The following is a 23000-nucleotide window of genomic DNA, read 5'->3' as shown; positions in this document are numbered from 1 at the left end:
TTATTTTCTCTTTCCTAAAGTAACTACTACATTACTTGATCTTTTTCTAATTTTATGACCTCTACCTTGAGGTACAGGACGTAATCTTTTTAAAGTTTTTCCTTGATCAACTCTAATTTCCTTTATACATAAAGATTTTTCATCAATATTATCTTCCATATATTTTTTTTTATAATTGGATAATAAAGAAATTAATAATTTTCTTAATGAAATAGAAATTCTATGTTTTTTACTATATTTTAATATATCCAAAGCATTTTTAATTTCTTTATTACGAATAATATCAACTACTAATCTTATTTTTCTTGGAGAACTTCGGATTCTATTTAAAGACCCTGAAACAATAGTTTTTTCTTTAAAATTCATTTTTTTTAAGAAAATTCTAACTTTTTACTTTTAATTTATTTTTAGAACCAGAATGGCCTCTAAAAGTACGAGTAGGAGAAAATTCACCTAATTTATGACCAATCATATTTTCTGTAATATACACATTAATAAATTGTCTTCCATTATGAACTGCAAAAGTTTGTCCTATAAAATCTGGAATAATTGTAGATGGTCTAGACCATGTTTTAATAATAGATTTTTTTTCAAGTTTAATATTTTTCAAAACTTTTTTATACAATTTTTGAGAAACAAATGGTCCTTTTTTTAAAGATCTTGCCATAATATAAAAAATTTATTTTTTTCTTCTTTGCAAAATATATTTATCTGAATATTTCTTTTTAGTCCGGGTTCTAAATCCTTTAGAAGGTATTCCTTTTCTACTTCTAGGTATACCACCAGAAGCTTTCCCTTCTCCTCCTCCCATAGGATGATCCACTGGATTCATAGCTACTCCTCTAGTTCTAGGTCTTCTTCCAAGATGTCGATTTTTACCAGCTTTTCCATATATTTCTAATTGATGATCTAAATTAGAAACTATACCGATAGTAGCCATACAAGAAACCAAAACTATTCTTAATTCTCCAGAAGGAAATTTTATAGTTGCATATTTTCCTTCTTTTGCAAATAATTGTGCATAAGATCCTGCACTCCTAGCTATTTTAGCTCCTTGTCCAGGAATTAATTCTATACAAGAAATATTTGTTCCTAATGGAATTTCACTTAAAAAAGTTGAATTACCTATATTCAAAGGAACTTTTTTTCCAGATATAACTTTTTGTCCTATTTTAAATCCATTTATAGCTAAAATATAATGTTTTTCTCCATCTTTATAATGTAAAAGAGAAATAAAAGAAGATCGATTTGGGTCATATTCTATAGATTTTATAATAGCTGATATTCCAAATTTTCTTCTTTTAAAATCAATTATTCTATATTTTTTTTTATGCCCACCTCCGAAATAACGCATAGTCATTCTTCCAAAATTATTTCTACCTCCAGATTTACATTTTCCTTTTGTCAAAGACTTTTCAGGATTAAAATTTGTAATTTCATCAAAATTATTAATAATTTTAAATCGTTGACTAGGTGTTGTAGGTTTTATTTTTTTTACTGACATTTAAATTTTTTTTTGATTTAAAAAATCAATTTTTTGATTTTCTTTTAATTGAATAATAGCCTTTTTCAATCTAATTGTTTTTCCATATAAAAATCCTTTTTTAGTATATTTAGATTTATCTTTTCTAGGATAAATCATAGTTCGAATTTTTTTTATAGTAACACCAAATACTTTATTTATTTCTTTTTTTATTTGATTTTTATTACTTTTTATACATACAAAAAAAGTATAACAAGTTTGCTTTTCATTTATAGAAGATTTATTCGTAATAACAGGTTTGATTAAAATCATATATATAACTAATTATTCAATATTTCATAAATTTTTTTCATTGAATTTTCAGAAAAAATAATATATAAAGAATTTAATAGAGAATAACTATTTAATTCATTGATATTTAATAATTTAAAATTTTTTAAATTTCTAGATGATAAATATAAATTTTTATTTGGTTTTTCAATTATCATTAATGATTTTTTATTTTCTAATTTCAAAAATTTCAATATTTTTAATATAAATTTAGTTTTTGGAATTTTTAATTGAAAATCTTCTATAATTTTTACTTTATTTTCCTTTAATTTATATCCTATAATTGTTTTTTTTACTAAATTCTTTGTTAATTTATTTATTTTTTCAAAATAATGTCTAGGACGTGGTCCAAAAATTCTTCCACCTCCTCTAAATATAGGATTTTTAATATTACCTTTTCTAGACCCACCAGTTCCTTTTTGCCTATGTAATTTTCTAGTACTTCCAGATAAATCTCCTCTTTCTTTAGATTTATGTGTTCCTTGACGCTGTGCAGATAAATATCTCTTTATTTCTAAATAAATAGAATGATCATAAGACTTTTTACCAAAAAATTTTTCATTAAATTCAATTTTTCGATCTGTATAATTTCCTTTAATATCCAAAATTTTTAATTCCATTTTTTTTTCTTTATCATTAAATATGAATTTTTATTTCCTGGAACAGACCCCTTTAATATTAAAATATTTTTAGATATATCTATTTTTAATATTTTCAAATTTTGAATAGTTACATTTCCTCCACCCATTCTTCCAGCCATTTTTTTCCCTTTGAAAATACGTGAAGGATCCGATCCAGCTCCAACAGATCCAGGAGATCTTAAACGATTATGTTGACCATGAGTTTTTTCTCCAACTCCTGAAAATTTATGTCTTTTTACAACACCTTGAAATCCCTTACCTTTAGAAATTCCTTTTACGTCAACTAATTCTCCTTCTATAAGGAAATCTGGATTTATTTTACTACCTAATTTAAAATATTTTTTATCTATCAAAAAAACATTTCTAATTTCTATAAGTTTTTTTTTTGGGGTAATCCCAGCTTTTTTAAAATGTCCTTTTAAAGAATTAGTCGTATTTTTTTTATTTTTATCTTCTATTCCTAATTGAATAGATGAATAACCATCTTTTTTTATAGTTTTTATCTGTACTATATAACATGGACCAATTTTGATAATAGTACATGGAATATTTTTTCCATCTTGGGAAAAAATACTACTCATACCAAGATGGATACCTATTAATCCATTCATTTTATTTATACTTTAATTTCAGCTTCAACTCCACTTGGTAATTCTAATTTCATCAAAGCATCTACTGTTTTGGACGATGCATTATGAATTTGTAACAGTCTTTTATGAGTTGGAAGCATAAATTGTTCTCTAGATTTTTTATTTACATGGGGGGAACGTAAAACTGTAAATATTTTTTTTTCAGTAGGTAATGGTACTGGACCATTCAAAATAACTCCTGTTGGCAAAACAGAGCTTACAATTTTTTCAGCAGATTTATCTAATAAATTATAATCGTAAGATTTTAATTTAATTTTTATATTATGACCCATATTGTCAATACTTTTTATTTTTTATTATTTTTTTTTCTTTATTAGTTACACAATTATTTCCCATAATAATATTATCCGTAATATTTTTTGGAACTATATCATAATGAGAGAACTCCATAACTGAATTACCCCTTCCAGAAGAAAGTGTACGTAATATAGTAACATATCCAAACATTTCAGATAATGGAACTATTGCTTGAATCACTTTGATATTTTTTCGATTATCCATACTTCGAATCATCCCTCTTCTTCGATTTAAATCTCCTATAATATCTCCCATATTTTCTTCTGGAATTATTACTTCTAACTTCATAATTGGTTCTAATAAAACAGGATTAGATTTTTTTATGGCAGCTCTAAAACCAAGTTTACCAGCTATTTCAAAAGATAACTGATCAGAATCCACAGAATGATAAGATCCATCTAATACTGTAACTTTTGCACTATCAATTTCATATCCTAATAAAGGTCCATTTTTCATCATTTCTTTACATCCTTTTTCTATAGAAGGAATATATTCTTTAGGTATATTTCCACCTTTTATTTTATTAATAAATTCTAATCCATATGTCCCTATATTACCCGGCTCTACTCGAAATAATATATCTGCATATTTTCCTCTACCTCCAGTTTGTTTTTTATAAATTTCTCTATGTTCTACTAAATCTGTTAAAGCTTCTTTATATTCTACTTTTGGTTTACCCTGATTTACTTCTACTTTAAATTCTCTTTTCATACGGTCTATAAGAATTTCTAAATGTAATTCTCCCATACCAGAAATAATAGTTTGTCCGGTATAATTATCCGTTCGTACTTGAAAAGTAGGATCCTCTTCCATTAATTTAGATAGTGCTAAACTCATTTTATCTATATCTGACTTAAATTTAGGTTCAATCGCTATACCAATAACCGGATCTGGAAAAGATATACTTTCTAAAAGAATTGGAAATTTTTCATCACATAAAGTATCCCCTGTTTTAATATCTTTAAATCCTACTATAGCAGCAATATCTCCTGCCTCTATACTACCAATAGGATTTTGTTTATTAGCATGCATTTGATATATTCTAGAAATACGTTCTTTATTTCCAGATCTTGTATTTAAACTATATGAACCAGCATGAACTTTACCAGAATATACTCTAAAAAAAGCTAATTTTCCTACAAATGGATCACTAGATATTTTAAACGCTAAAGCAGAAAAAGGATCTTTTTCACTAGCTTTTCTCGTTTCTATTTTTTGATTAATAGGATTAACTCCTACAATATCTTTAACTTCAAGAGGAGAAGGTAGGTAACGACATACTCCATCTAACATTGCTTGTACTCCTTTATTCTTAAAAGAAGAACCGCAAAATACAGGAATTATTCTCATATTTATTGTATTCTTTTGCAAAGAATTTATAATTTCTTCTTCAGAAATAGAAGAAGAATTATACAAAAATTTTTCCATAATAACATCATCATACTCCGATAAAGATTCAATAATCTTATTTTGATATTTTTTTACAATATTCTTCATTTCAAATGGGATAGGACCTTCTTGATAGGTAATACCATAATTATTTTCATCCCATACAATAGCTTTATTAGATATTAAATCTACAACTCCAATAAAATTATCTCCATATCCAATAGGAATTTGTAATGGAATAGAATTAGCCCCCAACATTTTTTTCATTTGTAAACAAACATTAAAAAAATCTGATCCTTGACGGTCCATTTTATTTACAAAAGCTATTCTAGGAATATTATATTTATCTGCTTGTCTCCATATTGTTTCTGATTGTGGTTCTACACCATCTACTGCACTAAATAAAACTACCATTCCATCTAATATTCTCAATGATCTTTCTACTTCTACCGTAAAATCAACATGACCTGGAGTATCAATAATATTAATTTGGTATTTTTTATTTTTGTAAATCCATTCACAAAATGTAGCAGCAGAAGTAATAGTAATTCCACGTTCTTGTTCTTGTAACATCCAATCCATTGTTGCAGCACCATCATGTACTTCACCGATTTTATGATTTATTCCAGTATAAAATAAAATTCTTTCTGTAGTTGTAGTTTTACCTGCATCAATATGTGCCGCAATTCCTATATTTCTTGTATATTTTAAGTTCCTTTTCATTTTTCTAAAATCTAAAATGAGAAAAAGCTTTATTAGCTTCGGCAATTTTATGGATATTTTCTTTTCTTTTTATTGCTTCTCCTTGTTCTTTATGTGCATCTAATATTTCAAAAGCTAATTTACTTGACATTTTTTTTTCACTTCTAATAGAAGCACAAGATATAAGTAATTTCATACCTTTTGTTATTTTACTATTGGAAGAAATAGGAATAGGAATTTGAATATTAGATCCTCCCATACGACGACTTTTTACCTCTACATGAGGCATTACATTTTTTAATCCATTTTTCCATATTTCTAATGCTGATTTTTCTTCTTTTTCTTTAATCTTTTCTATTTCTTTCATAGCATCATAAAATATTTTATATGCTAAATTTTTTTTTCCATTTTTCATTAAATGATTAATAAAACGAGAAACTAGAGGATCATTAAATTGTGGATCAGGAAAATATATTTTTCTTTTTTTCTTTATTTTTCTCATTTTAGATAGAAATTATTTTTCTTTTTTAGAAATTTTAGCTCCATACTTACTTCTGCTCTTTTTTCTTCCATTTACTCCGGCAGTATCACGAGCTCCTCGTACAATTTTATATTTTACTCCTGGTAAATCCTTTACTCTACCACCTTTTACTAATACTATAGAATGTTCTTGAAGATTATGACCTTCTCCAGTTATATAACAAATAACTTCTTTACCATTTGTAAAACGTACACGAGCAACTTTTCGCATAGCAGAATTAGGTTTTTTTGGAGTAGTTGTATAAACCCGTGTACAAACACCTCTTCGTTGAGGACAAAATCCTAATGCAACAGATTTTCTTTTTTTAGAAATAGATGATCTACCTTTTCTAATTAATTGTTGTATAGTAGGCATATTTTATTTCAATTTTTTTTAGAATATACAAAGGAAACAAATTATATTAATTAATAACAAATTACAATTAAAATTCAAAAATTTAATTAAAAATTATCAATATTAATTTTTTCATTTTGAAAGAATTCTTCTTCTAAAGAATTAATATTAAGTTCATTATAAATATAACGGTAAGTAGAAAGTAAACAAGGGAGTCCATCAACAATAGCTACATTATGTTCATAATGTGCAGAAAGATCTTTATCTAAAGTTGTAATAGTCCAACCATCTTTATGAAAGATGATTTCAGGAGTTCCTTTATTAACCATTGGTTCTATAGAAAGAACAAAACCTTCCTTTAATTTGATACCTTCTCCTTTTTTTCCAAAATTAGGTATTTGAGGATTTTCGTGCATTTTTTTTCCTAATCCATGACCTACAAGATTTTTTATCACACTATATCCATAATTTTCAATATAAGATTGTATAGAATATCCTATATCACCAACATAATTTCCTTTTTTACATTTAGATAATCCAATATAAAGAGATTTTTTTGAACAATTAAGAAATTTTTTTATTTTACTAGAAACATTCCCAACTTCAAAAGTATAAGCATGTTCTCCATAAAAGCCATTCATATATACACCACAATCTATAGATAAAATATCTCCTTCATATAAGGTATTTTGATTAGGAACTCCATGTACAACTTGGTAATTAGGAGAAACACATAAAGTATTTGGAAAATCATATAATCCCAAAAATGCAGGAGTACCTCCATGATCACGAATAAAAGTTTCAGCAAGTTTATCTAAATAAAGTGTATTTATACCTGGTTTTACTTCTTTAGTTAACATTCCTAATGTTTTTGATGCTAAAAAAGCACTTTTCTTTATAAGAATTATTTCTTCAATTGTTTTAACCATAATATCTATTTATTTATCTTTTTTATTATAGATATTCCATTCATAATACTAGGTTTCGGTAAATTCATTAATTGAAGAATAGTAGGAGTAACATCTGATAAAGATGCAATTTTTTTTAAAAGAATATTTTTATTATTTTTATATATTTGATCCAAAAGAATAAAAGGAACAAAAGAACTAGAATGATAAGTATTTGGACTTCCATCCGGATTAATCATATAATCGGCATTTCCATGATCTCCAACTATAATAACTGTATATGAATTTTTTATAGCTTCTTCGGAACAAATTTTTGTACAATAATCAACAAATTCACATGCTCTTATTGTTTCTTTCATTTTTCCAGTATGACCTACCATATCCGGATTTGCAAAGTTTAAACAAATAAAATCAACTTCTTTTTTTTTTAATTCAGGAATAATTTTATTTACAATTTGTTTTGCATTCATTTCAGGTTTTTGATCATAAGTAGTAACTTTAGGAGATTTACATAAAATCCGAGTTTCTCCAATAAATGGAATTTCACGGCCTCCTGAGAAAAAAAAAGTAACATGTGGGTATTTTTCGGTTTCAGCTATACGAATTTGTTTTTTACCTTCTTTTTCTAATATTTCTCCTAAAGTATTTGATAAATTTTTTTTTTTGAAAAGAACATTAATATTTTTATATTTAGGATTATAACAAGTCATAGTTATATAATATAAATTTAATTTATCTATTTTAGAAAGTGAATTACTCTTCGTATTCTTTTCAAGATTATTTGTTAAAAATTCGGTTAATTGTCTTGATCGATCTGAACGAAAATTAAAACAAAAAACTACATCTTCTTTTTCTATTTTAGAAATAGGATTTCCAAAATTATCAACACTTATTATAGGTTTTAAAAATTCATCAGTAATACCTTTATTATAAGAATATTCTATATATTTTAATATATTATCGGATTTACAATAATATCCTTTTGAATGAACGATAGCATCATATGCTATTTTAGTTCTTTCCCATCGTTTATCTCGATCCATGGAATAATATCTTCCAATAACAGAAGATAATTTTCCAATATTTTTTTTCATAAAAGACAAAAGATTTTTTAAATAAAAAATTCCTTTCTTAGGAGAAGTATCACGTCCATCTGTAAATGCATGTACAAAAACATTATTGATCTGTTTTTTATGAGCTATTTTAAGCAAATAAAAAAGATGATTTATATGTGAATGTACACCACCATCTGATAATAAACCAATAAAATGAATTCTTTTTTTAGTATAAAAAATATAATCAAAAATAGAATTTACTTTTTTTTGAAAAAATTTATTTTTAATAGAATTATTTATTTCTTCTAAACTTTGAATTACTTTTCTACCAGATCCTAAATTTATATGACCTACTTCTGAATTTCCCATTTGTCCTGATGGTAATCCTACAGATAAACCAGATGCTTGTAATTTACTAAATGGATAATGTTTATAACAATAATCCATAAATGGAGTTTTAGCAATATGAATAGCCGATCTATAAGATTTTTCAGAAGAAGATAAACCCCAACCATCTAAAATTATCAATATCAATTTTTTCATTTAAAAAATACTTATTCTTTTATAAGAATTTATTTTTATATTTTTTGAAAATGATCTATTCATATATTCTTGAATAGTTATATTGTTATCTTTTATATATTTTTGATTCAATAAAGTATTCTCCATTATAAATTTTTTTATTTTTCCAAAAATCATTTTTTCCTTTATTTGATCTGGTTTTTTTTCTTTTTCTATCTGAAATCGAATTATTTCTAATTCTTTTTTCATTAAATTTTCGGGTATTTCTTTTTTATCTATAGCTATTGGATTCATAGCTGTAATATGCATAGCAATATTTTTTGCAATTGATTTTTGAATTTTAGAAGAAAATCCAACTAAAGAAGCTATTTTATTATTATGCGTATAATTTATCACAAATGGGGAATTTATTTTCTCAAATATTTTTAATTCTAATTTTTCATTAAAAGCACTAATCTTTTCAAAGATCATTTCTCGAATACTATTTCCATGATATAAACTAGATAAAAAATCTTCTTTTGTATTGCATAAAAATGATTTATCAGATAATTTGGATAAAAAATTTAAAAAATCTGAACTTTTGGAAAGAATATCTGTTTCACAACTTAAACCGATAATAGTACCAGATGTTTGATCAGCATTTATACAAGATATAATTGAACCTGCTTTAACTTTTAAAGAAGCACGATTTATAGCTATTTTTTCTCCTTTTTTTCTTAAAAAATCGATTGCTTTTTCAAAATTTCCATTGGTTTTAATTAAAGCTATCTTACAATCCATTATTCCAATACCAGTAATTTTTCTTAGTTTATAAATTTGAGAAATTGAAATTTTCATGATTTTTCATTTATAGATTTTTTTTCTTCACGTTCATTTTTTTTTAATAAATGACCTTGTTGAATTGCTTTTGTAATAAATTGTAAAATTATATCAATAGATTTAGATGAATCATCATTAGATGGGATTGGATAATCTATACCATTTGGATCTGTATTTGTATCTACCATAGCAAAAATAGGAATCTTTAATTTTATAGATTCTGATAAAGCTATTTTTTCTTTAAATGGATCTATCAAAAAAATACCCCCTGGAAGATGATTCATAAAAGAAATACTTCCTAAATTTCTATATAATTTTGTATATAACCTATTTATTAATAATCGTTCTTTTTTAGATAAAGCATCGAAAGTTCCATTTTTTTTCATTTTTTCTATACTATTCATTTTCTTTACTGATTTTCGAATAGTAGTAAAGTTTGTTAATAATCCCCCTAACCATCTTTCCGTTACACAAGGCATATTTACACTTTTTGCATAAAAAAAAACTTTTTCTTTAGCCTGAATTTTTGTTCCTACTAATAAAATTTTTTTACCCAAGGTTACAATTTTTTTTAATTCTTGACAGGCTATATCTAGTTTAATTACAGTTTTTGATAAATCTATAATATGAAATCCTCCTTTTTTCATGAAAATATAAGGACGCATTTTTGGATTCCATTTTCGAGAAATATGTCCAAAATGTACACCTGCTTTTAATAAATCTTGAGTATTAGCTTTCATTTTTTTTATTTAATTTTGAATCAATCCTCTAACGTTTTGAAAATTGAAACTTTTTTCTTGCTTTTTTTTGACCAAATTTTTTTCTTTCTACTTTTCTAGAATCTCTAGTTAATAATCCATTAAATTTTAATATTTTTCTATTTTCTGGGTCTAATTTACAAAGTGCTCTAGATATAGCTAAACAAATAGCTTCTGCTTGACCATTAAATCCCCCTCCACAAACTTTTATTTTTATATCAAATTTATTATTATTTATTAATTGAAAAGGATATAAAATTTTTCCATGGATATTTTTTGGAAAATATTTTTCTAATTTTTTAGAATTAATCGTAATAATTTTATTTCCAGGTTTTAAATAAATACGTGCAAGAGAACGTTTTCTTCTTCCTATAGTATGGATCATCTTTTATTAATTTTTTATATATAATTGAATTGGTTTTTGGGCTTGATGTTTATGTTCAGAATTTGGATAAATATGAAGATTTTTTATAATTTTGTTTCCCAAACGATTTTTAGGAAGCATTCCTTTAACAGATTTATATATTATTTTTGTTGAATCTTTAATCAAAAGATCTTTAGCAAATATTATTTTTTTTCCTCCTGGATATCCAGTATAACGAATATATTTTTTATTAATCCATTTTTTTCCTGTAAGTTTAATTTTTTTAGAATTTATTACAATTACATAATCTCCACAATCTAAATTTGGAGAAAAATTAGTCTTATGTTTTCCTCTTATTATTAAAGCAATCTTAGTAGAAAATCTACCTAAATATTGATCTTTTGCATCCATAATAATCCAATTTTTTGAATCATTTTTATTAATAGTTTTAAAACTTAAAAAATCCATAATCAAAATAAATTAATTTAAGAAATATAAGATATTTTAAAATAAAATTTGAATATAAATGACTTTTTGTCATACTATTATTCCAATTTTTTTTTTTATTAAAAGGATATTATGGTAATTCATTCTATAACTTTATTATGGCATAATGATTGAACTGTCTATTGAATGACAGTATGAAAATAAAGTAATAAAAATGAGTAAAATTATAGGAATAGATTTAGGGACAACAAATTCTTGTGTTGCAGTAATGGAAATAAATGATCCTGTTGTCATACCTAATTCAGAAGGTAAAAGGACTACTCCATCAATAGTGGCTTTTATAGAAGATGGAGAAAGAAAAATAGGAGATCCTGCAAAAAGACAAGCAGTTACGAATCCACAAAAAACTATTTTTTCAATTAAACGTTTTATGGGTAGAATGTTTTCTGAAGTAACAGAAGAATCAAAACATATTCCTTATAAAATTGTCAAAGGTGGAAATAACACACCACGTGTTAATATAGAAAATAGATTATATGCACCTCAAGAAATATCTGCTATGATACTTCAAAAAATGAAAAAAACAGCTGAAGATTATCTAGGAAAAAAAGTAAATAGAGCAGTTATTACTGTACCAGCATATTTTAATGATGCCCAAAGACAAGCTACTAAAGAAGCTGGAGAAATTGCCGGATTGAAAGTAGAAAGGATTATTAATGAGCCAACAGCTGCAGCATTAGCTTATGGTTTAGATAAAAAAAATCAAAATAAAAAAATAGTAGTATATGATTTAGGTGGTGGGACATTCGATGTTTCTATTTTAGAATTAGGAGATGGAGTTTTCGAAGTACTTTCTACTAATGGAGATACACATTTAGGAGGAGATAATTTTGATCAAGTTATAATTGATTATTTATCCAATGAATTTAAATCTAAAGAAGAAATAGATCTTAGAAATGATCCTATGGCTTTACAACGTTTAAAAGAAGCTTCTGAAAAAGCTAAAATAGAATTATCATCTTCTACTAAAACAGAAATAAATTTACCATATATTACTGCTACAGAATCAGGGCCAAAACATATGGTTCTTACATTAACTCGATCTAAATTTGAACAATTATCTGAAAATTTAATATTTAGATCTATTAATCCATGTTCCAAAGCATTAGAATCAGCTGGATTATCTACTAAAGATATTGACGAAGTTATTTTAGTAGGAGGTTCTACGAGAATTCCAAAAGTACAAGAAAAAGTTGAAGAATTTTTTAAAAAAAAACCATCTAAAGGAGTAAATCCAGATGAAGTTGTAGCTATTGGTGCTGCTATACAAGGAGGAGTTTTAACAGGTGATGTACAAGATGTTTTATTGCTTGATGTAACTCCTTTATCTTTAGGAATAGAAACTTTAGGGGGTGTTTTTACAAAACTTATAGAATCCAATACTACTATTCCTACTAAAAAATCAGAAATTTTTTCTACAGCATCAGATAATCAATCTGCAGTAACTATAAGAGTAGGACAAGGAGAAAGACCTATGTTCAATGATAATAAAGAAATAGGAAGATTTGATCTCATTGAGATCCCTCCTTCACCTAGAGGAATTCCTCAAATTGAGGTTAGTTTTGATATTGATGCTAATGGAATACTTAATGTTTCTGCAAAAAATAAAGGGACTGGAAAAGAACAATCTATACGAATTGAAACTTCTTCAGGGTTAAATCAAGAGGAAATTGAAAAAATGAAAAGAGAAGCGGAAGAAAATGCAAAAAAAGACGAAAAAATAAAAGGAGAAATAGATAAATTAAATTCCGCAGATAATCAGATTTTTCAATCTGAAAAACAGTTAAAAGATTATGGAGATAAATTATCTGAAAATAATAAAAAAAATATAAAAAAATCTTTAGAAGAATTAAGACTGGCACACAGTAAAAAAGATTTTTCATCTATTGATATTTGTATGAAAAAATTAAACGAAGTTTGGGCTAATGCATCACAAGAACTTTATTCTTCCAATAAAAAAAATAATAATTCAAATGATTCTAATAAAAAAAATAATGAAGAAAAAAATAATAAAGGAAATGAAAATGTCCAAGATGTAGATTATGAAGAAGTTAAATAATAAAAAAACTAATCCCCTTATTGGGATTAGTTTTTTTATTATTTTTATGGTATCATAGAAATTATAGTTTCTCCACCAATAACTTTTTCCCCTTTTTTGATAAAAATAATAGAATCTAATGGTAGATAAATATCTATTCTAGATCCAAATTTAATAAATCCAAATTCTTCTCCTTTTTTAGCTAAACAATTTTCTTTAGCATAAAGAATAATACGACGAGCTAAAAATCCAGCTATTTGTCGAAATAGTATTTTTTTTTTTGTATTTATTGTTTCTATAACTGTAGTTGTTCGTTCGTTATTTAACGATGATTTTTTATTCCATGCTAACCAATATTTACCTGGATGATATCTAACATAAATTATTTTTCCAGATACTGGAAATCTATTTACATGTACATCAAATGGAGACATAAATATAGATATACATATACAATTTTTTTGTAAAAATTCACTTTCAAAAATTTTTTTTATTTCTAATATTTTTCCATCAGAAGGAGAAATCACTTCATTATCATTTTTAAATTTTTTTTTAGATAAATTTTTTTTTGGATTTCTGAAAAAGAAAAGGAAAAATGCATAAAATATAATTAAAAAAAATATTAAAAATAAGTTAAAAAATCTAGAAAATATAAAAATAGAAATAAAAATTCCTATCAAATATTAATATTAATAAATATATTAAAAATGGAAATCCTTCTTTATGGATCATCTATATTTTATTTAAAAAAAATATACTATTCCAGTAGCAATAGTAGCTATAATTGGTATGACAAATATAAAACTATCTAATCTATCTAAAAATCCACCATGTCCAGGAAACCATATTCCTGAATTTTTTACATTATAAGATCTTTTAATAGTAGATTCTACAAGATCTCCAATAGTAGAAAAAATAGGAATGATAAAAGAAAGAATAAACCAATATTTTTTTCCCCAAATATTGGATAATAATATTCCCAATATTAAACAAAAAAATAAACCTCCAATAAATCCTTCTATAGATTTTTTAGGAGATATAGATATATCTATTTTCCTTTTTCCCCATTTTATTCCTATCAAATAGGATAAAGTATCATTTGTCCATATAAGAAAAAATGTACCTAAAATTAATTCTTTTCCATATTTAGAATATATATAAGATGCTAAAAAAAATGGAATTAAAACATATACTAATCCAAAAGTTAAATGACTTATTTGTCTTATTTTCTCTTGATGAGAAACCCCTTTAGAAAACAATTGAATAATAAAAAATGTTATAGAATATGGGATAAAACATATGATATATAAAAATATATCTTTTTCTACAAGAAAATCTAAAAATATCGAAAATAAAAAAAAGAATGAATTTATTTTTATTAAAGTTGTATTTGTTTTTAAAATAACTAAAAATTCAAATAAACAAAAAAAAGATAATATCATCATTACCATTCTAAAAATCTTTTCTCCTTTTTCAATTGAAAAAATAATCATAAAAACATAAATAAATCCGGTAAAAAATCTTATCCCTAAATCATTTTTTTTTTTCATTAATTCTATTTTCATTAAAAATGATTAACTGTAGTTAACATATCTCCGATATCATCAGAAAAAGGTCTTTCTCCAAATATTTTTTTTAAATCTTCTCTAAAAATAACTTCTTTTTCTAATAATTCATTAGCAAGGATAGATAATTTTTTTTCATTATTTTTTAATATATTTTTAGCTCTTTTATATTGTTCTGTAATAATTTTTGATATTTCTTCATCTATAATTTGAGCAGTTTTTTCACTATAAGGTTTAGAAAAAGAAAATTCATTTTGTCCTGTAGAATCATAATAAGAAATATTTCCAATTTTATCATTCAATCCAAAAACTGCTACCATAGATTGAGCTTGTTTAGTTACTTTTTCTAAATCATTTAAGGCCCCTGTTGAAATATTATTAAAAATAATTTCTTCTGCAGATCTACCTGCAAGTAAAGCACAGATTTCATCTTTCATTTGTTCTGGAGTTGTTAATTGTCTTTCCTCAGGAAGATACCATGCCGATCCTAAAGATTTTCCTCTTGGGACAATTGTTACTTTAACTAATGGAGATGCATGTTCTAATAACCAACTTATTGCAGCATGTCCCGCCTCATGATAAGCAATTCTTTTTTTTTCATTTGGTTTAATAATCTTATTTTTTTTTTCTAACCCACCTATAATACGATCTATAGCATCTAAAAAATCTTTATTTTCTATTTTAGATCTATTTTTTCTTGCTGCAATAAGTGCAGATTCATTACAAATATTTGCTATATCAGCTCCACTAAAACCTGGAGTTTGCCTAGCTAAAAAATTAATATCTACTTTATCAGATAATATAAGTTTTTGAATATGTACCCTAAATATCTCTTTTCTTTCATTTAATTCAGGAGGATCTACTAATATAGTTCTATCAAAACGACCAGGTCGAAGCAATGCTTTATCTAAAATATCAGATCTATTAGTAGCTGCTAAAACAATTACATTTGTATGTGTTCCAAATCCATCCATTTCTGTAAGTAATTGATTTAATGTATTTTCTCTTTCATCATTAGATCCAGCTATATTACTTTTTCCTCTCGCTCTTCCTATAGCATCAATTTCATCAATAAATATTATACAAGGAGATTTTTCTTTTGCTTTTTCAAATAAATCTCTCACTCTAGAAGCTCCTACACCAACAAACATTTCTACAAAATCAGAACCAGAAATGGAAAAAAAAGGAACTTTAGCTTCACCAGCTACAGCTTTTGCTAATAAAGTTTTTCCAGTACCAGGAGGACCTATCAATAGTACACCTTTAGGGATTTTACCTCCTAGTTTAGTATATTTATTAGGACTTTTTAAAAATTCTACAATTTCTTGTACTTCTTCTTTAGCTTCTTCTAAACCAGCAACTTGCTTAAATGTTATTTTAACATTATCATTTTCATCAAATAATTTAGCTCTAGATTTTCCAATATTAAATATTTGACTTCCTGGACCAGCTGCAGAAGATCCAATTTTTCTAAATATAAAAATCCAAAAAATAATTAACAATATTAGAAATATACCATAATCAAAAAAAAATTTTGTTATAGTATATTCCTGTTGATTTTTAAAATCAATAATTGTATCTAGATTATATTTATTTTTGTATTCTTCAAATTTTTTTTGAAAAAATTGTAAATCTCCTATTTCAAATTCATATTGTAAAGGATGTATAATAAATTTTTGATAATTTTGATTTTTTATATCATATTGATTGATATGATTATTAGAAGATAAATACTTTTTTTTCAAATAAACATGTACAATTTCTCTATGTTTTATTATTATTTTTTGTATTTCCCCTTTCATGAGAATTTCAAAAAAGGTATCTTGATCAATTTTTCTAGGATTAGAAAAAGAAGATTTAAAAAAAAATATTCCCAGAAATATAATTAATATAACTGCATATATCCAAAAAAAGTTATTTTTTCTTTTCACTTTTTTATCTATCATAAATTTTCTTCATTTATCTAAATATATAAACTAAGCATGATTATAATTTTTCATTCCAAATATTTTCTAAATTATAATATAATCTCAGTTTTTTTTGGAAAATATGTACAACAATAGAAATATAATCCATCAATATCCACTCTCCATTTTCCGATCCTTCGATATGCCAAGGCTTTATTTTTAATTTTTCAATTGTCATTTTTTCTATATATCTAAAAATAGCATAAACTTGACTTTTAGATTTTCCATCACAAATAACAAAATAATCACAAACAAAATTTTTTCTATTTTTAAAGTTTAAAATAGAAATATCTTTTTCATTTACAATTTTTATCCCTTCTATAATTTTATTTAATAACAAAACGGAATTTTTATTATATTATTTTTTTAATTTCAAAAAACAAAAATAAGGTTTTCATTCTAAAAAATTTAAATTTTTCAATATAAAATATTTTGAAAAAATTCATTTGGCCAATATATTTAATTTTTTTACAAAAAGTAGATTCTACTAATCAGTATATAAAAAGAATTACATTAAAACATATGAAAAATTGGACTATAGTTTGGTCTATAAATCAAATAAATGGAAAAGGAGTAGGGAAAAACAATTGGGAGACAGAAAAAGGAAAAAATTTGACTTTTAGTATTTTTTTAAAATCAATAATTTTTCCTATTAATAAAGGATATATTATCAATTTTATTATAAGTAATGCAATTCATAAAACATTATTTATTTATAATAAAAATATATGGATTAAATGGCCTAATGATATCATTTTATTTAATAAAAAAATAGGAGGAATTTTAATTGAAAATAATGTTTTATATAAAAAAATATATGCAATTATTATTGGAATAGGATTGAATGTAAATCAAATAAAATTTGATAAAAAATTTCAAGCTTCTTCTTTAAAAAAAATTCTTAAAAAAAATTTTCAATTAGAAAAACTTTTTTATGAATTAATTTATTTCATTCAAAAAGAATGTTTTCTTTTTATAACTTATGGAGAAAAATTTATAAGAAATTATTACATAAATAACCTTTATATGAAAGATAAAATATCTTTTTTTGAGATTATTAATAATAATTATAAACATAAAAAATTTACTCAAGGAGTTATACGAAATATAACTAAAAAAGGAAATTTAATTATAGAATTTAAAAATGATAATAAATTATATTTTTTTTCTCAAAAAAAAATAAAACTCATCTTTTAATTAAGATTGTTATTTTCTTTATACTTATAAAAGTATTCTTTTCTATTTTTCTCAATCATTTCTTTTATTTTACGATTCCAATAATTATGTTTTATTGGTTTTTTTTTATTTTCTTGAATTTTTTTATGAATTTTATCTTCATTTAACATAAATTTTTTAATAAAAAAAATCAAGCCAATATTGATTACATTAGATGTAAAATAATAAAGAGAAAGACCAGAAGCATAACTATTTATGAAAAACAACATGATTATAGGCATCAAATATAACATAAAATGCATATCTGGAATATTATTTTTATTGGAATAATCATTTCTTCCATCACTACTTAATTTTGTATAAATTAAAAGAGCTAATGAATATAATAAAGTAAGTAAACTTATATGATTTCCATAAAATGGAATAGAAAATGGTAATTCAAAAATGGAATCATATGAGGTCAAATCTTCTACCCAAAAAAAAGATTTTCCTCTAAGATTAATGAGAGTAGGAAAAAATTTGAATAATGAATAAAAAATAGGAATTTGAAATAAAGTAGAAATACAACCAGACATAGGATTTATTCCTGCTTTTCGATATAATTCCATTGTAGCCCTTTGTTTTTTTAATGGATCTGAATTTTTAAATTTATTATTTAATTCGTCTATTTCAGGACGAATTAATTTCATCATAGCACTTAATTTATATTGTTTATAAGTTATTGGTGATAGTATTAACTTTACAACAATAGTCATTAAAATAATAATAATTCCATAATTTAAATTTGTTTTTTCCAAAAATTGAAAAATGATTAAAAAAAAATATTTATTAATCCATTTTAAAAAACCCCAACCAAATGGAATAATATTTTCAATATTTTTTTTCATATTTTTTAATAAATAAAAATCTAATGGACCAAAATATAACTGAAAAGAAAGATTCAAATTATCATTATTTTTTATTTTTAAAAAAAATCTTGATTGAATTTTTTTTAAAAAATTTCCAGAAGAAAAATTTTCAGAACGAATAAAAATATTTTTCAAAGGATTTTTTGAAAAAAAAATAGAAGTAAAAAATTGTTGTTTATTAGCAATCCAATTTAAATTATTTATATTTTTTTCTTCTGAATTTTTTTCTGATAAATAATTTATTTTGGATTTATAATTTTTATTATAAGAATAATATACCTGAGTATAAGAATTTTCCCAATTTCTATCTTTTTCTAAAGAAAAAATTTTTTGTTCTAAATCAATAGAAATAGTCTTATCGATTAAATAAGAAGAAAAACCTACTGTACGAATAAAAAAATCAATATTATATTGATTTTTTTTCTTTATAATATATATATATTCTATAAATCCTTTTCCATAAGGATTTTTAGCTCTCATTATAAAAACTCTATTATTATTTCCTACTTTTTTTAAAAAAAAAGGATAAAAATACAGAGAACTAGTATCTATAATTTTATTATTATTTTTTAAATTTTCTTTTTTAAAAAAAATCATCTTATATAAAAAACTAGAGTCTTTTATTAAATAAAGATTTTTATTATGAGATAAATGAATAGGATCATAAGCTTTATATTTTTTTAAAAAAACTTCGTTAATTGATCCTCCTAAACTAGAAATTTTAAGTTTTAAAACATCATTTTCTAAATGAAAATAATTATTTATTTTTTTTTTTGTTTTAGACAATGATGTTTTTAAAAAAAAAGGATCCTTTTTAATAATTTTTTCTGAAGAATATTTTTTATCCTCAGATACATTAAAATATGTAAAAATTGTTAAAATAAACAATATAAGTAATAGCCCAATAGTGGATTGATAATCTAATTTTTTATCCTTCATAACTAAAAATAGTTCTATCCATGATAAACAAATGATTTATAATTTTTAGAAATTTGAACAAAATAATTAAATAAAGGATGAGGATTAGAAACTGTGCTTTTATATTCAGGATGAAACTGAACCCCTAAAAAAAAAATATGATTATCTAATTCTATGGCTTCTACTAATCCGGTATCAGGATTTATTCCTACAGTTTTCATTCCAGCATTAGAAAAATTTTCTAAATATTCATTATTAAATTCATACCTATGACGATGTCTTTCAATAATTTCTTTTTTCCCTCCATAAATAGAAAAAATTTTCGATCCTTTTATTAAAGAACATTTCCAATTTCCTAAACGCATAGTCCCACCCTTTTTTGTAATATTTTTTTGTTCTTTCATTAAACTAATAACTGGATAAGGAGCATATGGATTAGTTTCATTACTTTCCGCATTTCGTATTTCTAATACATTTCTAGCAAATTCAATTACTGCTATTTGCATACCTAAACATATACCTAAAAAAGGGATTTTTTTTTCTCTTGCATATTTTGTTGCAAGTATTTTACCCTCTATTCCTCTAATTCCAAATCCAGGAGCAATTAAAATTCCTGAAATTTCATTAAAATATTCTTCTATATTATTTTCTTTTATTTTTTCTGAATAAATCCATTTTATATTAACATAAATTTCATTTTCTGTACCTGCATGAATTAATGCTTCAGTAATTGATTTATAAGAATCATGTAGAGAAACATATTTTCCAACTAATGCAATTTTAATTTCATATTTAGGATTTTTATATTTTTTTAGAAAAATTTTCCACTTATGCAAATTAGGGGATGTAAAAGTAGATAAATTTAAATGATCTAAAACAGATTTATCAAAATTTTGTAAATGTAATAAATATGGAATATCATATATAACTTTTGTATTAATAGATTCAATTACATATTCTGGTTTTACATTACAAAATAATGCTAATTTATTTCGAATATTTTTAGATATGTGTTTTTCTGTTCTACATACTAAAATATCTGCTTGAATCCCATTTTTCATTAAATTTCGAACAGAATGTTGTGTTGGCTTTGTTTTTATTTCTCCAGTAACTGATATATATGGTAATAAAGTTAAATGAATTATTAAACTATTTAATTCTCCTAATTCCCATTTTAATTGACGAACAGATTCAATATAAGGAAGACATTCTATATCTCCAACAGTTCCTCCTATTTCAGTAATAATAATATCATAATTATTGGATGATCCCAACATTTTAATACGTCTTTTAATTTCATTTGTAATATGAGGAATAACTTGTACAGTTTTTCCTAAATAATAGCCCTTTCGTTCATTATCAATGACCGTTTTATATATAAGACCAGAAGTAACATTATTATCTTTCGTAGTAGGTTGATCTAAAAACCGCTCATAATGACCTAAATCTAAATCCGTTTCAGCTCCATCTTGAGTTACGAAACATTCTCCATGTTCATAAGGATTTAATGTCCCTGGGTCTACATTAAAATAAGGATCTAATTTTTGAATTGTAATTTTATATCCTCTACTTTTCAATAACATTCCTAAGGAAGCAGAAATAATTCCTTTACCCAATGAAGAAGTTACTCCACCAGTAACAAAAATGTATTTAATAACCATGAAATAATTTTTTATTATTACTTGATAATTAATTTATTAATTATTAAAAAAAAATGATATATATATTTAAAAACTAAAGAATTTATAATTTTTTTTTATATTTGCCAAACTTGGAGCAAGCTCTATATAATCAGCTCCCTAATAAAAATCCTCCAGGGTGGGAACACAGCAAAGGTAATTAAGGTCGTAGCGATATGATATAGCTTTGCTTGCTCCATATTATATATCCTGAATATTTTTATGGAAAATTTTTTAAAATGTAATTTTTGTGGTAGAAAAAAAGATGAAATAACATTTCTAATATCAGGTATTAATGGGCATATTTGTAATTTTTGTATAGAAAAAACATATTCTATAATTCATAAAAAATTTTCTACGGAAAAAAAAGATTTTGAAGAAAAAATATATAATGTAAAAAATCAAAAAATACAAATAAAAAAACCTAAAGAAATAAAAGATTTTTTAGATAAATATATTATAGGACAAAATGAAGCAAAAAAAATTATTTCTGTTGCTGTATATAATCATTATAAACGTATACAATACGATAAAAATAAAAATAAAGATGATATAGAAATAGAAAAATCCAATATTTTATTAATTGGGAATACAGGTACCGGAAAAACTTTACTCGCTAAAAGTATTTCTAAACTATTAAAAGTTCCTTTTACTATAGCAGATGCAACTACTTTAACGGAAGCAGGATATGTTGGAGAAGATGTCGAATCTATCTTAACAAGATTATTACAATCTGTAAATTATGATATAAATCATGCTGAAAAAGGAATTATTTTTATAGATGAAATTGATAAAATTGCTAGAAAAAAAAATAATCCATCTATTACTAGAGATGTATCCGGTGAAGGTGTACAACAAGCTTTGTTGAAGTTATTAGAAGGTACTATTATTAATGTTCCACCACAAGGTGGTCGTAAACATCCAGATCAAAAAATGATTCAAATTAATACCGATAATATATTATTTATTGCTGGAGGTACATTTGATGGAATAGAAAAAATTATATCCGATAGAATTAATCAATTCTCTATTGGATTTATTATAAAAAAAGAAAAAAGAAAAAAAAATTATTTACAAAATATTATAGTTAATGATCTTAGAAAATTTGGATTAATTCCCGAACTTATTGGTAGATTTCCTATTATCACCTATTTAGATCCATTAAATAAAATTACATTAAAAAAAATTTTAATTGAACCAAAAAATGCTTTAATAAAACAATATAAAAAATTATTTAATATGGATAAAATATCCATGAATATTACGGAGGATGCTTTGGATATTATAGTAAATGAAACTATTCAATTAGGATTAGGTGCTAGAGGATTACGTACTTTTTGTGAAAAAATATTTGTAGATTATATATTTGAAATGAAAGAATCTAACAAAATTTTAAATATAGATAAAAATATGGTTATTAAAAAAATTATTTTACTCGTAATTCTTTAAT

At 24.0% G+C, this 23000-nt stretch carries 25 protein-coding genes; 3 read left to right on the top strand and 22 right to left on the bottom strand.

The window, feature by feature from the left end; genetic code table 11:
* The 16 genes from rplV to rplM form a co-directional block, all read right to left on the bottom strand.
* Positions 1–366, bottom strand: a complete 366-nt coding sequence (rplV, locus tag BLBCPU_RS01150; RefSeq protein ID WP_014246175.1) for a 50S ribosomal protein L22 — start codon at positions 364–366, stop codon at positions 1–3.
* A 16-nt stretch (positions 367–382) separates the two neighbouring features.
* Complete coding sequence (gene rpsS / locus BLBCPU_RS01145; RefSeq protein ID WP_014246174.1) at positions 383–667, bottom strand: 30S ribosomal protein S19; 285 nt, start codon at positions 665–667, stop codon at positions 383–385.
* A 12-nt stretch (positions 668–679) separates the two neighbouring features.
* On the bottom strand, positions 680–1504 hold the full coding sequence (gene rplB / locus BLBCPU_RS01140) for a 50S ribosomal protein L2 (protein ID WP_014246173.1): 825 nt from the start codon (positions 1502–1504) through the stop codon (positions 680–682).
* Positions 1505–1795, bottom strand: a complete 291-nt coding sequence (locus BLBCPU_RS01135; RefSeq protein ID WP_014246172.1) for a 50S ribosomal protein L23 — start codon at positions 1793–1795, stop codon at positions 1505–1507.
* 8 nt (positions 1796–1803) lie between these two features.
* The gene (rplD, locus tag BLBCPU_RS01130) at positions 1804–2433 is read right to left on the bottom strand and encodes a 50S ribosomal protein L4 (RefSeq protein WP_014246171.1); all 630 of its coding nucleotides are present in this window, start codon (positions 2431–2433) and stop codon (positions 1804–1806) included.
* On the bottom strand, positions 2424–3065 hold the full coding sequence (gene rplC, locus BLBCPU_RS01125; protein ID WP_014246170.1) for a 50S ribosomal protein L3: 642 nt from the start codon (positions 3063–3065) through the stop codon (positions 2424–2426). Before rplC ends, rplD begins: the two co-directional genes overlap by 10 nt.
* A 5-nt stretch (positions 3066–3070) precedes the next feature.
* Positions 3071–3376 (bottom strand): 30S ribosomal protein S10, encoded by a 306-nt coding sequence (gene rpsJ, locus BLBCPU_RS01120; RefSeq protein ID WP_014246169.1) that lies wholly within the window; start codon positions 3374–3376, stop codon positions 3071–3073.
* A gap of 4 nt (positions 3377–3380) precedes the next feature.
* Entirely contained in the window at positions 3381–5513 is a 2133-nt protein-coding gene (gene fusA / locus BLBCPU_RS01115; RefSeq protein WP_014246168.1) for an elongation factor G, read from the bottom strand.
* Between the two features lie 4 nt (positions 5514–5517).
* A complete protein-coding gene (rpsG, locus tag BLBCPU_RS01110) occupies positions 5518–5994 on the bottom strand; it encodes a 30S ribosomal protein S7 (protein ID WP_014246167.1) in 477 nt (158 codons plus the stop codon).
* A gap of 12 nt (positions 5995–6006) precedes the next feature.
* Entirely contained in the window at positions 6007–6387 is a 381-nt protein-coding gene (gene rpsL / locus BLBCPU_RS01105) for a 30S ribosomal protein S12 (protein ID WP_014246166.1), read from the bottom strand.
* 86 nt (positions 6388–6473) lie between these two features.
* Positions 6474–7295 (bottom strand): type I methionyl aminopeptidase, encoded by an 822-nt coding sequence (map, locus tag BLBCPU_RS01100; RefSeq protein ID WP_014246165.1) that lies wholly within the window; start codon positions 7293–7295, stop codon positions 6474–6476.
* Between the two features lie 5 nt (positions 7296–7300).
* A complete protein-coding gene (gene gpmI / locus BLBCPU_RS01095; RefSeq protein ID WP_014246164.1) occupies positions 7301–8872 on the bottom strand; it encodes a 2,3-bisphosphoglycerate-independent phosphoglycerate mutase in 1572 nt (523 codons plus the stop codon).
* The gene (tsf, locus tag BLBCPU_RS01090; RefSeq protein ID WP_014246163.1) at positions 8873–9688 is read right to left on the bottom strand and encodes a translation elongation factor Ts; all 816 of its coding nucleotides are present in this window, start codon (positions 9686–9688) and stop codon (positions 8873–8875) included.
* A complete protein-coding gene (rpsB, locus tag BLBCPU_RS01085; RefSeq protein ID WP_014246162.1) occupies positions 9685–10410 on the bottom strand; it encodes a 30S ribosomal protein S2 in 726 nt (241 codons plus the stop codon). Before rpsB ends, tsf begins: the two co-directional genes overlap by 4 nt.
* Positions 10411–10438: 28 nt before the next feature.
* Positions 10439–10813, bottom strand: a complete 375-nt coding sequence (rpsI, locus tag BLBCPU_RS01080) for a 30S ribosomal protein S9 (protein WP_014246161.1) — start codon at positions 10811–10813, stop codon at positions 10439–10441.
* A 6-nt stretch (positions 10814–10819) separates the two neighbouring features.
* Complete coding sequence (gene rplM / locus BLBCPU_RS01075; protein ID WP_014246160.1) at positions 10820–11260, bottom strand: 50S ribosomal protein L13; 441 nt, start codon at positions 11258–11260, stop codon at positions 10820–10822.
* A gap of 193 nt (positions 11261–11453) precedes the next feature.
* Here rplM and dnaK point away from each other — a divergent pair, with 193 nt between their 5' ends.
* Positions 11454–13358 carry a molecular chaperone DnaK gene (dnaK, locus tag BLBCPU_RS01070; protein ID WP_014246159.1) on the top strand — a complete coding sequence of 635 codons (1905 nt, stop codon included), beginning with the start codon at positions 11454–11456 and terminating at the stop codon, positions 13356–13358.
* 44 nt (positions 13359–13402) lie between these two features.
* Here dnaK and BLBCPU_RS01065 read toward each other — a convergent pair whose 3' ends face one another.
* From BLBCPU_RS01065 to rsfS, 4 genes are all read right to left on the bottom strand, one after another.
* The gene (locus tag BLBCPU_RS01065) at positions 13403–14017 is read right to left on the bottom strand and encodes a phosphatidylserine decarboxylase family protein (RefSeq protein ID WP_014246158.1); all 615 of its coding nucleotides are present in this window, start codon (positions 14015–14017) and stop codon (positions 13403–13405) included.
* Positions 14018–14080: 63 nt separating this feature from the next.
* Positions 14081–14887, bottom strand: a complete 807-nt coding sequence (locus tag BLBCPU_RS01060; protein ID WP_014246157.1) for a phosphatidate cytidylyltransferase — start codon at positions 14885–14887, stop codon at positions 14081–14083.
* 14 nt (positions 14888–14901) lie between these two features.
* A complete protein-coding gene (ftsH, locus tag BLBCPU_RS01055) occupies positions 14902–16848 on the bottom strand; it encodes an ATP-dependent zinc metalloprotease FtsH (RefSeq protein ID WP_014246156.1) in 1947 nt (648 codons plus the stop codon).
* Between the two features lie 40 nt (positions 16849–16888).
* A complete protein-coding gene (rsfS, locus tag BLBCPU_RS01050; protein WP_014246155.1) occupies positions 16889–17209 on the bottom strand; it encodes a ribosome silencing factor in 321 nt (106 codons plus the stop codon).
* A 92-nt stretch (positions 17210–17301) separates the two neighbouring features.
* Here rsfS and BLBCPU_RS01045 point away from each other — a divergent pair, with 92 nt between their 5' ends.
* On the top strand, positions 17302–18066 hold the full coding sequence (locus BLBCPU_RS01045) for a biotin--[acetyl-CoA-carboxylase] ligase (protein WP_014246154.1): 765 nt from the start codon (positions 17302–17304) through the stop codon (positions 18064–18066).
* On the opposite strand, the gene BLBCPU_RS01040 is transcribed toward BLBCPU_RS01045, so the two are convergent.
* Positions 18063–19892 carry a YidC/Oxa1 family insertase periplasmic-domain containing protein gene (locus tag BLBCPU_RS01040; protein ID WP_014246153.1) on the bottom strand — a complete coding sequence of 610 codons (1830 nt, stop codon included), beginning with the start codon at positions 19890–19892 and terminating at the stop codon, positions 18063–18065. The two genes, BLBCPU_RS01045 and BLBCPU_RS01040, sit on opposite strands and share 4 nt — an antisense overlap.
* Before the next feature lie 14 nt (positions 19893–19906).
* On the bottom strand, positions 19907–21532 hold the full coding sequence (locus BLBCPU_RS01035; RefSeq protein WP_014246152.1) for a CTP synthase: 1626 nt from the start codon (positions 21530–21532) through the stop codon (positions 19907–19909).
* Positions 21533–21772: 240 nt separating this feature from the next.
* Here BLBCPU_RS01035 and clpX point away from each other — a divergent pair, with 240 nt between their 5' ends.
* Entirely contained in the window at positions 21773–22999 is a 1227-nt protein-coding gene (gene clpX / locus BLBCPU_RS01030; RefSeq protein WP_014246151.1) for an ATP-dependent Clp protease ATP-binding subunit ClpX, read from the top strand.
* The last annotated feature ends 1 nt before the right edge of the window (position 23000 follow it).

The organism is Blattabacterium sp. (Cryptocercus punctulatus) str. Cpu (genome assembly GCF_000236405.1).
Lineage (GTDB): Bacteria > Bacteroidota > Bacteroidia > Flavobacteriales > Blattabacteriaceae > Blattabacterium > Blattabacterium punctulatus.
The sequence above is the reverse complement of the archived record's forward strand: the minus strand, read 5'-3'. Positions and strand labels throughout refer to the sequence as shown.

Bases quoted from the DNA above. Each gene is read 5' to 3' on its own strand.
- dnaK (WP_014246159.1), top strand. From the start codon at position 11,454: ATGAGTAAAATTATAGGAATAGATTTAGGGACAACAAATTCTTGTGTT.
- BLBCPU_RS01060 (WP_014246157.1), bottom strand. From the start codon at position 14,887: ATGAAAAAAAAAAATGATTTAGGGATAAGATTTTTTACCGGATTTATT.
- rpsJ (WP_014246169.1), bottom strand. From the start codon at position 3,376: ATGGGTCATAATATAAAAATTAAATTAAAATCTTACGATTATAATTTA.
- rpsG (WP_014246167.1), bottom strand. From the start codon at position 5,994: ATGAGAAAAATAAAGAAAAAAAGAAAAATATATTTTCCTGATCCACAA.
- rpsB (WP_014246162.1), bottom strand. From the start codon at position 10,410: ATGAAAGCTAATACTCAAGATTTATTAAAAGCAGGTGTACATTTTGGA.
- rplB (WP_014246173.1), bottom strand. From the start codon at position 1,504: ATGTCAGTAAAAAAAATAAAACCTACAACACCTAGTCAACGATTTAAA.
- fusA (WP_014246168.1), bottom strand. From the start codon at position 5,513: ATGAAAAGGAACTTAAAATATACAAGAAATATAGGAATTGCGGCACAT.
- rplC (WP_014246170.1), bottom strand. From the start codon at position 3,065: ATGAATGGATTAATAGGTATCCATCTTGGTATGAGTAGTATTTTTTCC.
- rpsS (WP_014246174.1), bottom strand. From the start codon at position 667: ATGGCAAGATCTTTAAAAAAAGGACCATTTGTTTCTCAAAAATTGTAT.
- BLBCPU_RS01135 (WP_014246172.1), bottom strand. From the start codon at position 1,795: ATGATTTTAATCAAACCTGTTATTACGAATAAATCTTCTATAAATGAA.
- rpsI (WP_014246161.1), bottom strand. From the start codon at position 10,813: ATGATCCATACTATAGGAAGAAGAAAACGTTCTCTTGCACGTATTTAT.
- rplV (WP_014246175.1), bottom strand. From the start codon at position 366: ATGAATTTTAAAGAAAAAACTATTGTTTCAGGGTCTTTAAATAGAATC.
- rplM (WP_014246160.1), bottom strand. From the start codon at position 11,260: ATGGATTTTTTAAGTTTTAAAACTATTAATAAAAATGATTCAAAAAAT.
- BLBCPU_RS01035 (WP_014246152.1), bottom strand. From the start codon at position 21,532: ATGGTTATTAAATACATTTTTGTTACTGGTGGAGTAACTTCTTCATTG.
- ftsH (WP_014246156.1), bottom strand. From the start codon at position 16,848: ATGATAGATAAAAAAGTGAAAAGAAAAAATAACTTTTTTTGGATATAT.
- gpmI (WP_014246164.1), bottom strand. From the start codon at position 8,872: ATGAAAAAATTGATATTGATAATTTTAGATGGTTGGGGTTTATCTTCT.
- map (WP_014246165.1), bottom strand. From the start codon at position 7,295: ATGGTTAAAACAATTGAAGAAATAATTCTTATAAAGAAAAGTGCTTTT.
- tsf (WP_014246163.1), bottom strand. From the start codon at position 9,688: ATGAAAATTTCAATTTCTCAAATTTATAAACTAAGAAAAATTACTGGT.
- clpX (WP_014246151.1), top strand. From the start codon at position 21,773: ATGGAAAATTTTTTAAAATGTAATTTTTGTGGTAGAAAAAAAGATGAA.
- rpsL (WP_014246166.1), bottom strand. From the start codon at position 6,387: ATGCCTACTATACAACAATTAATTAGAAAAGGTAGATCATCTATTTCT.
- BLBCPU_RS01040 (WP_014246153.1), bottom strand. From the start codon at position 19,892: ATGAAGGATAAAAAATTAGATTATCAATCCACTATTGGGCTATTACTT.
- rplD (WP_014246171.1), bottom strand. From the start codon at position 2,433: ATGGAATTAAAAATTTTGGATATTAAAGGAAATTATACAGATCGAAAA.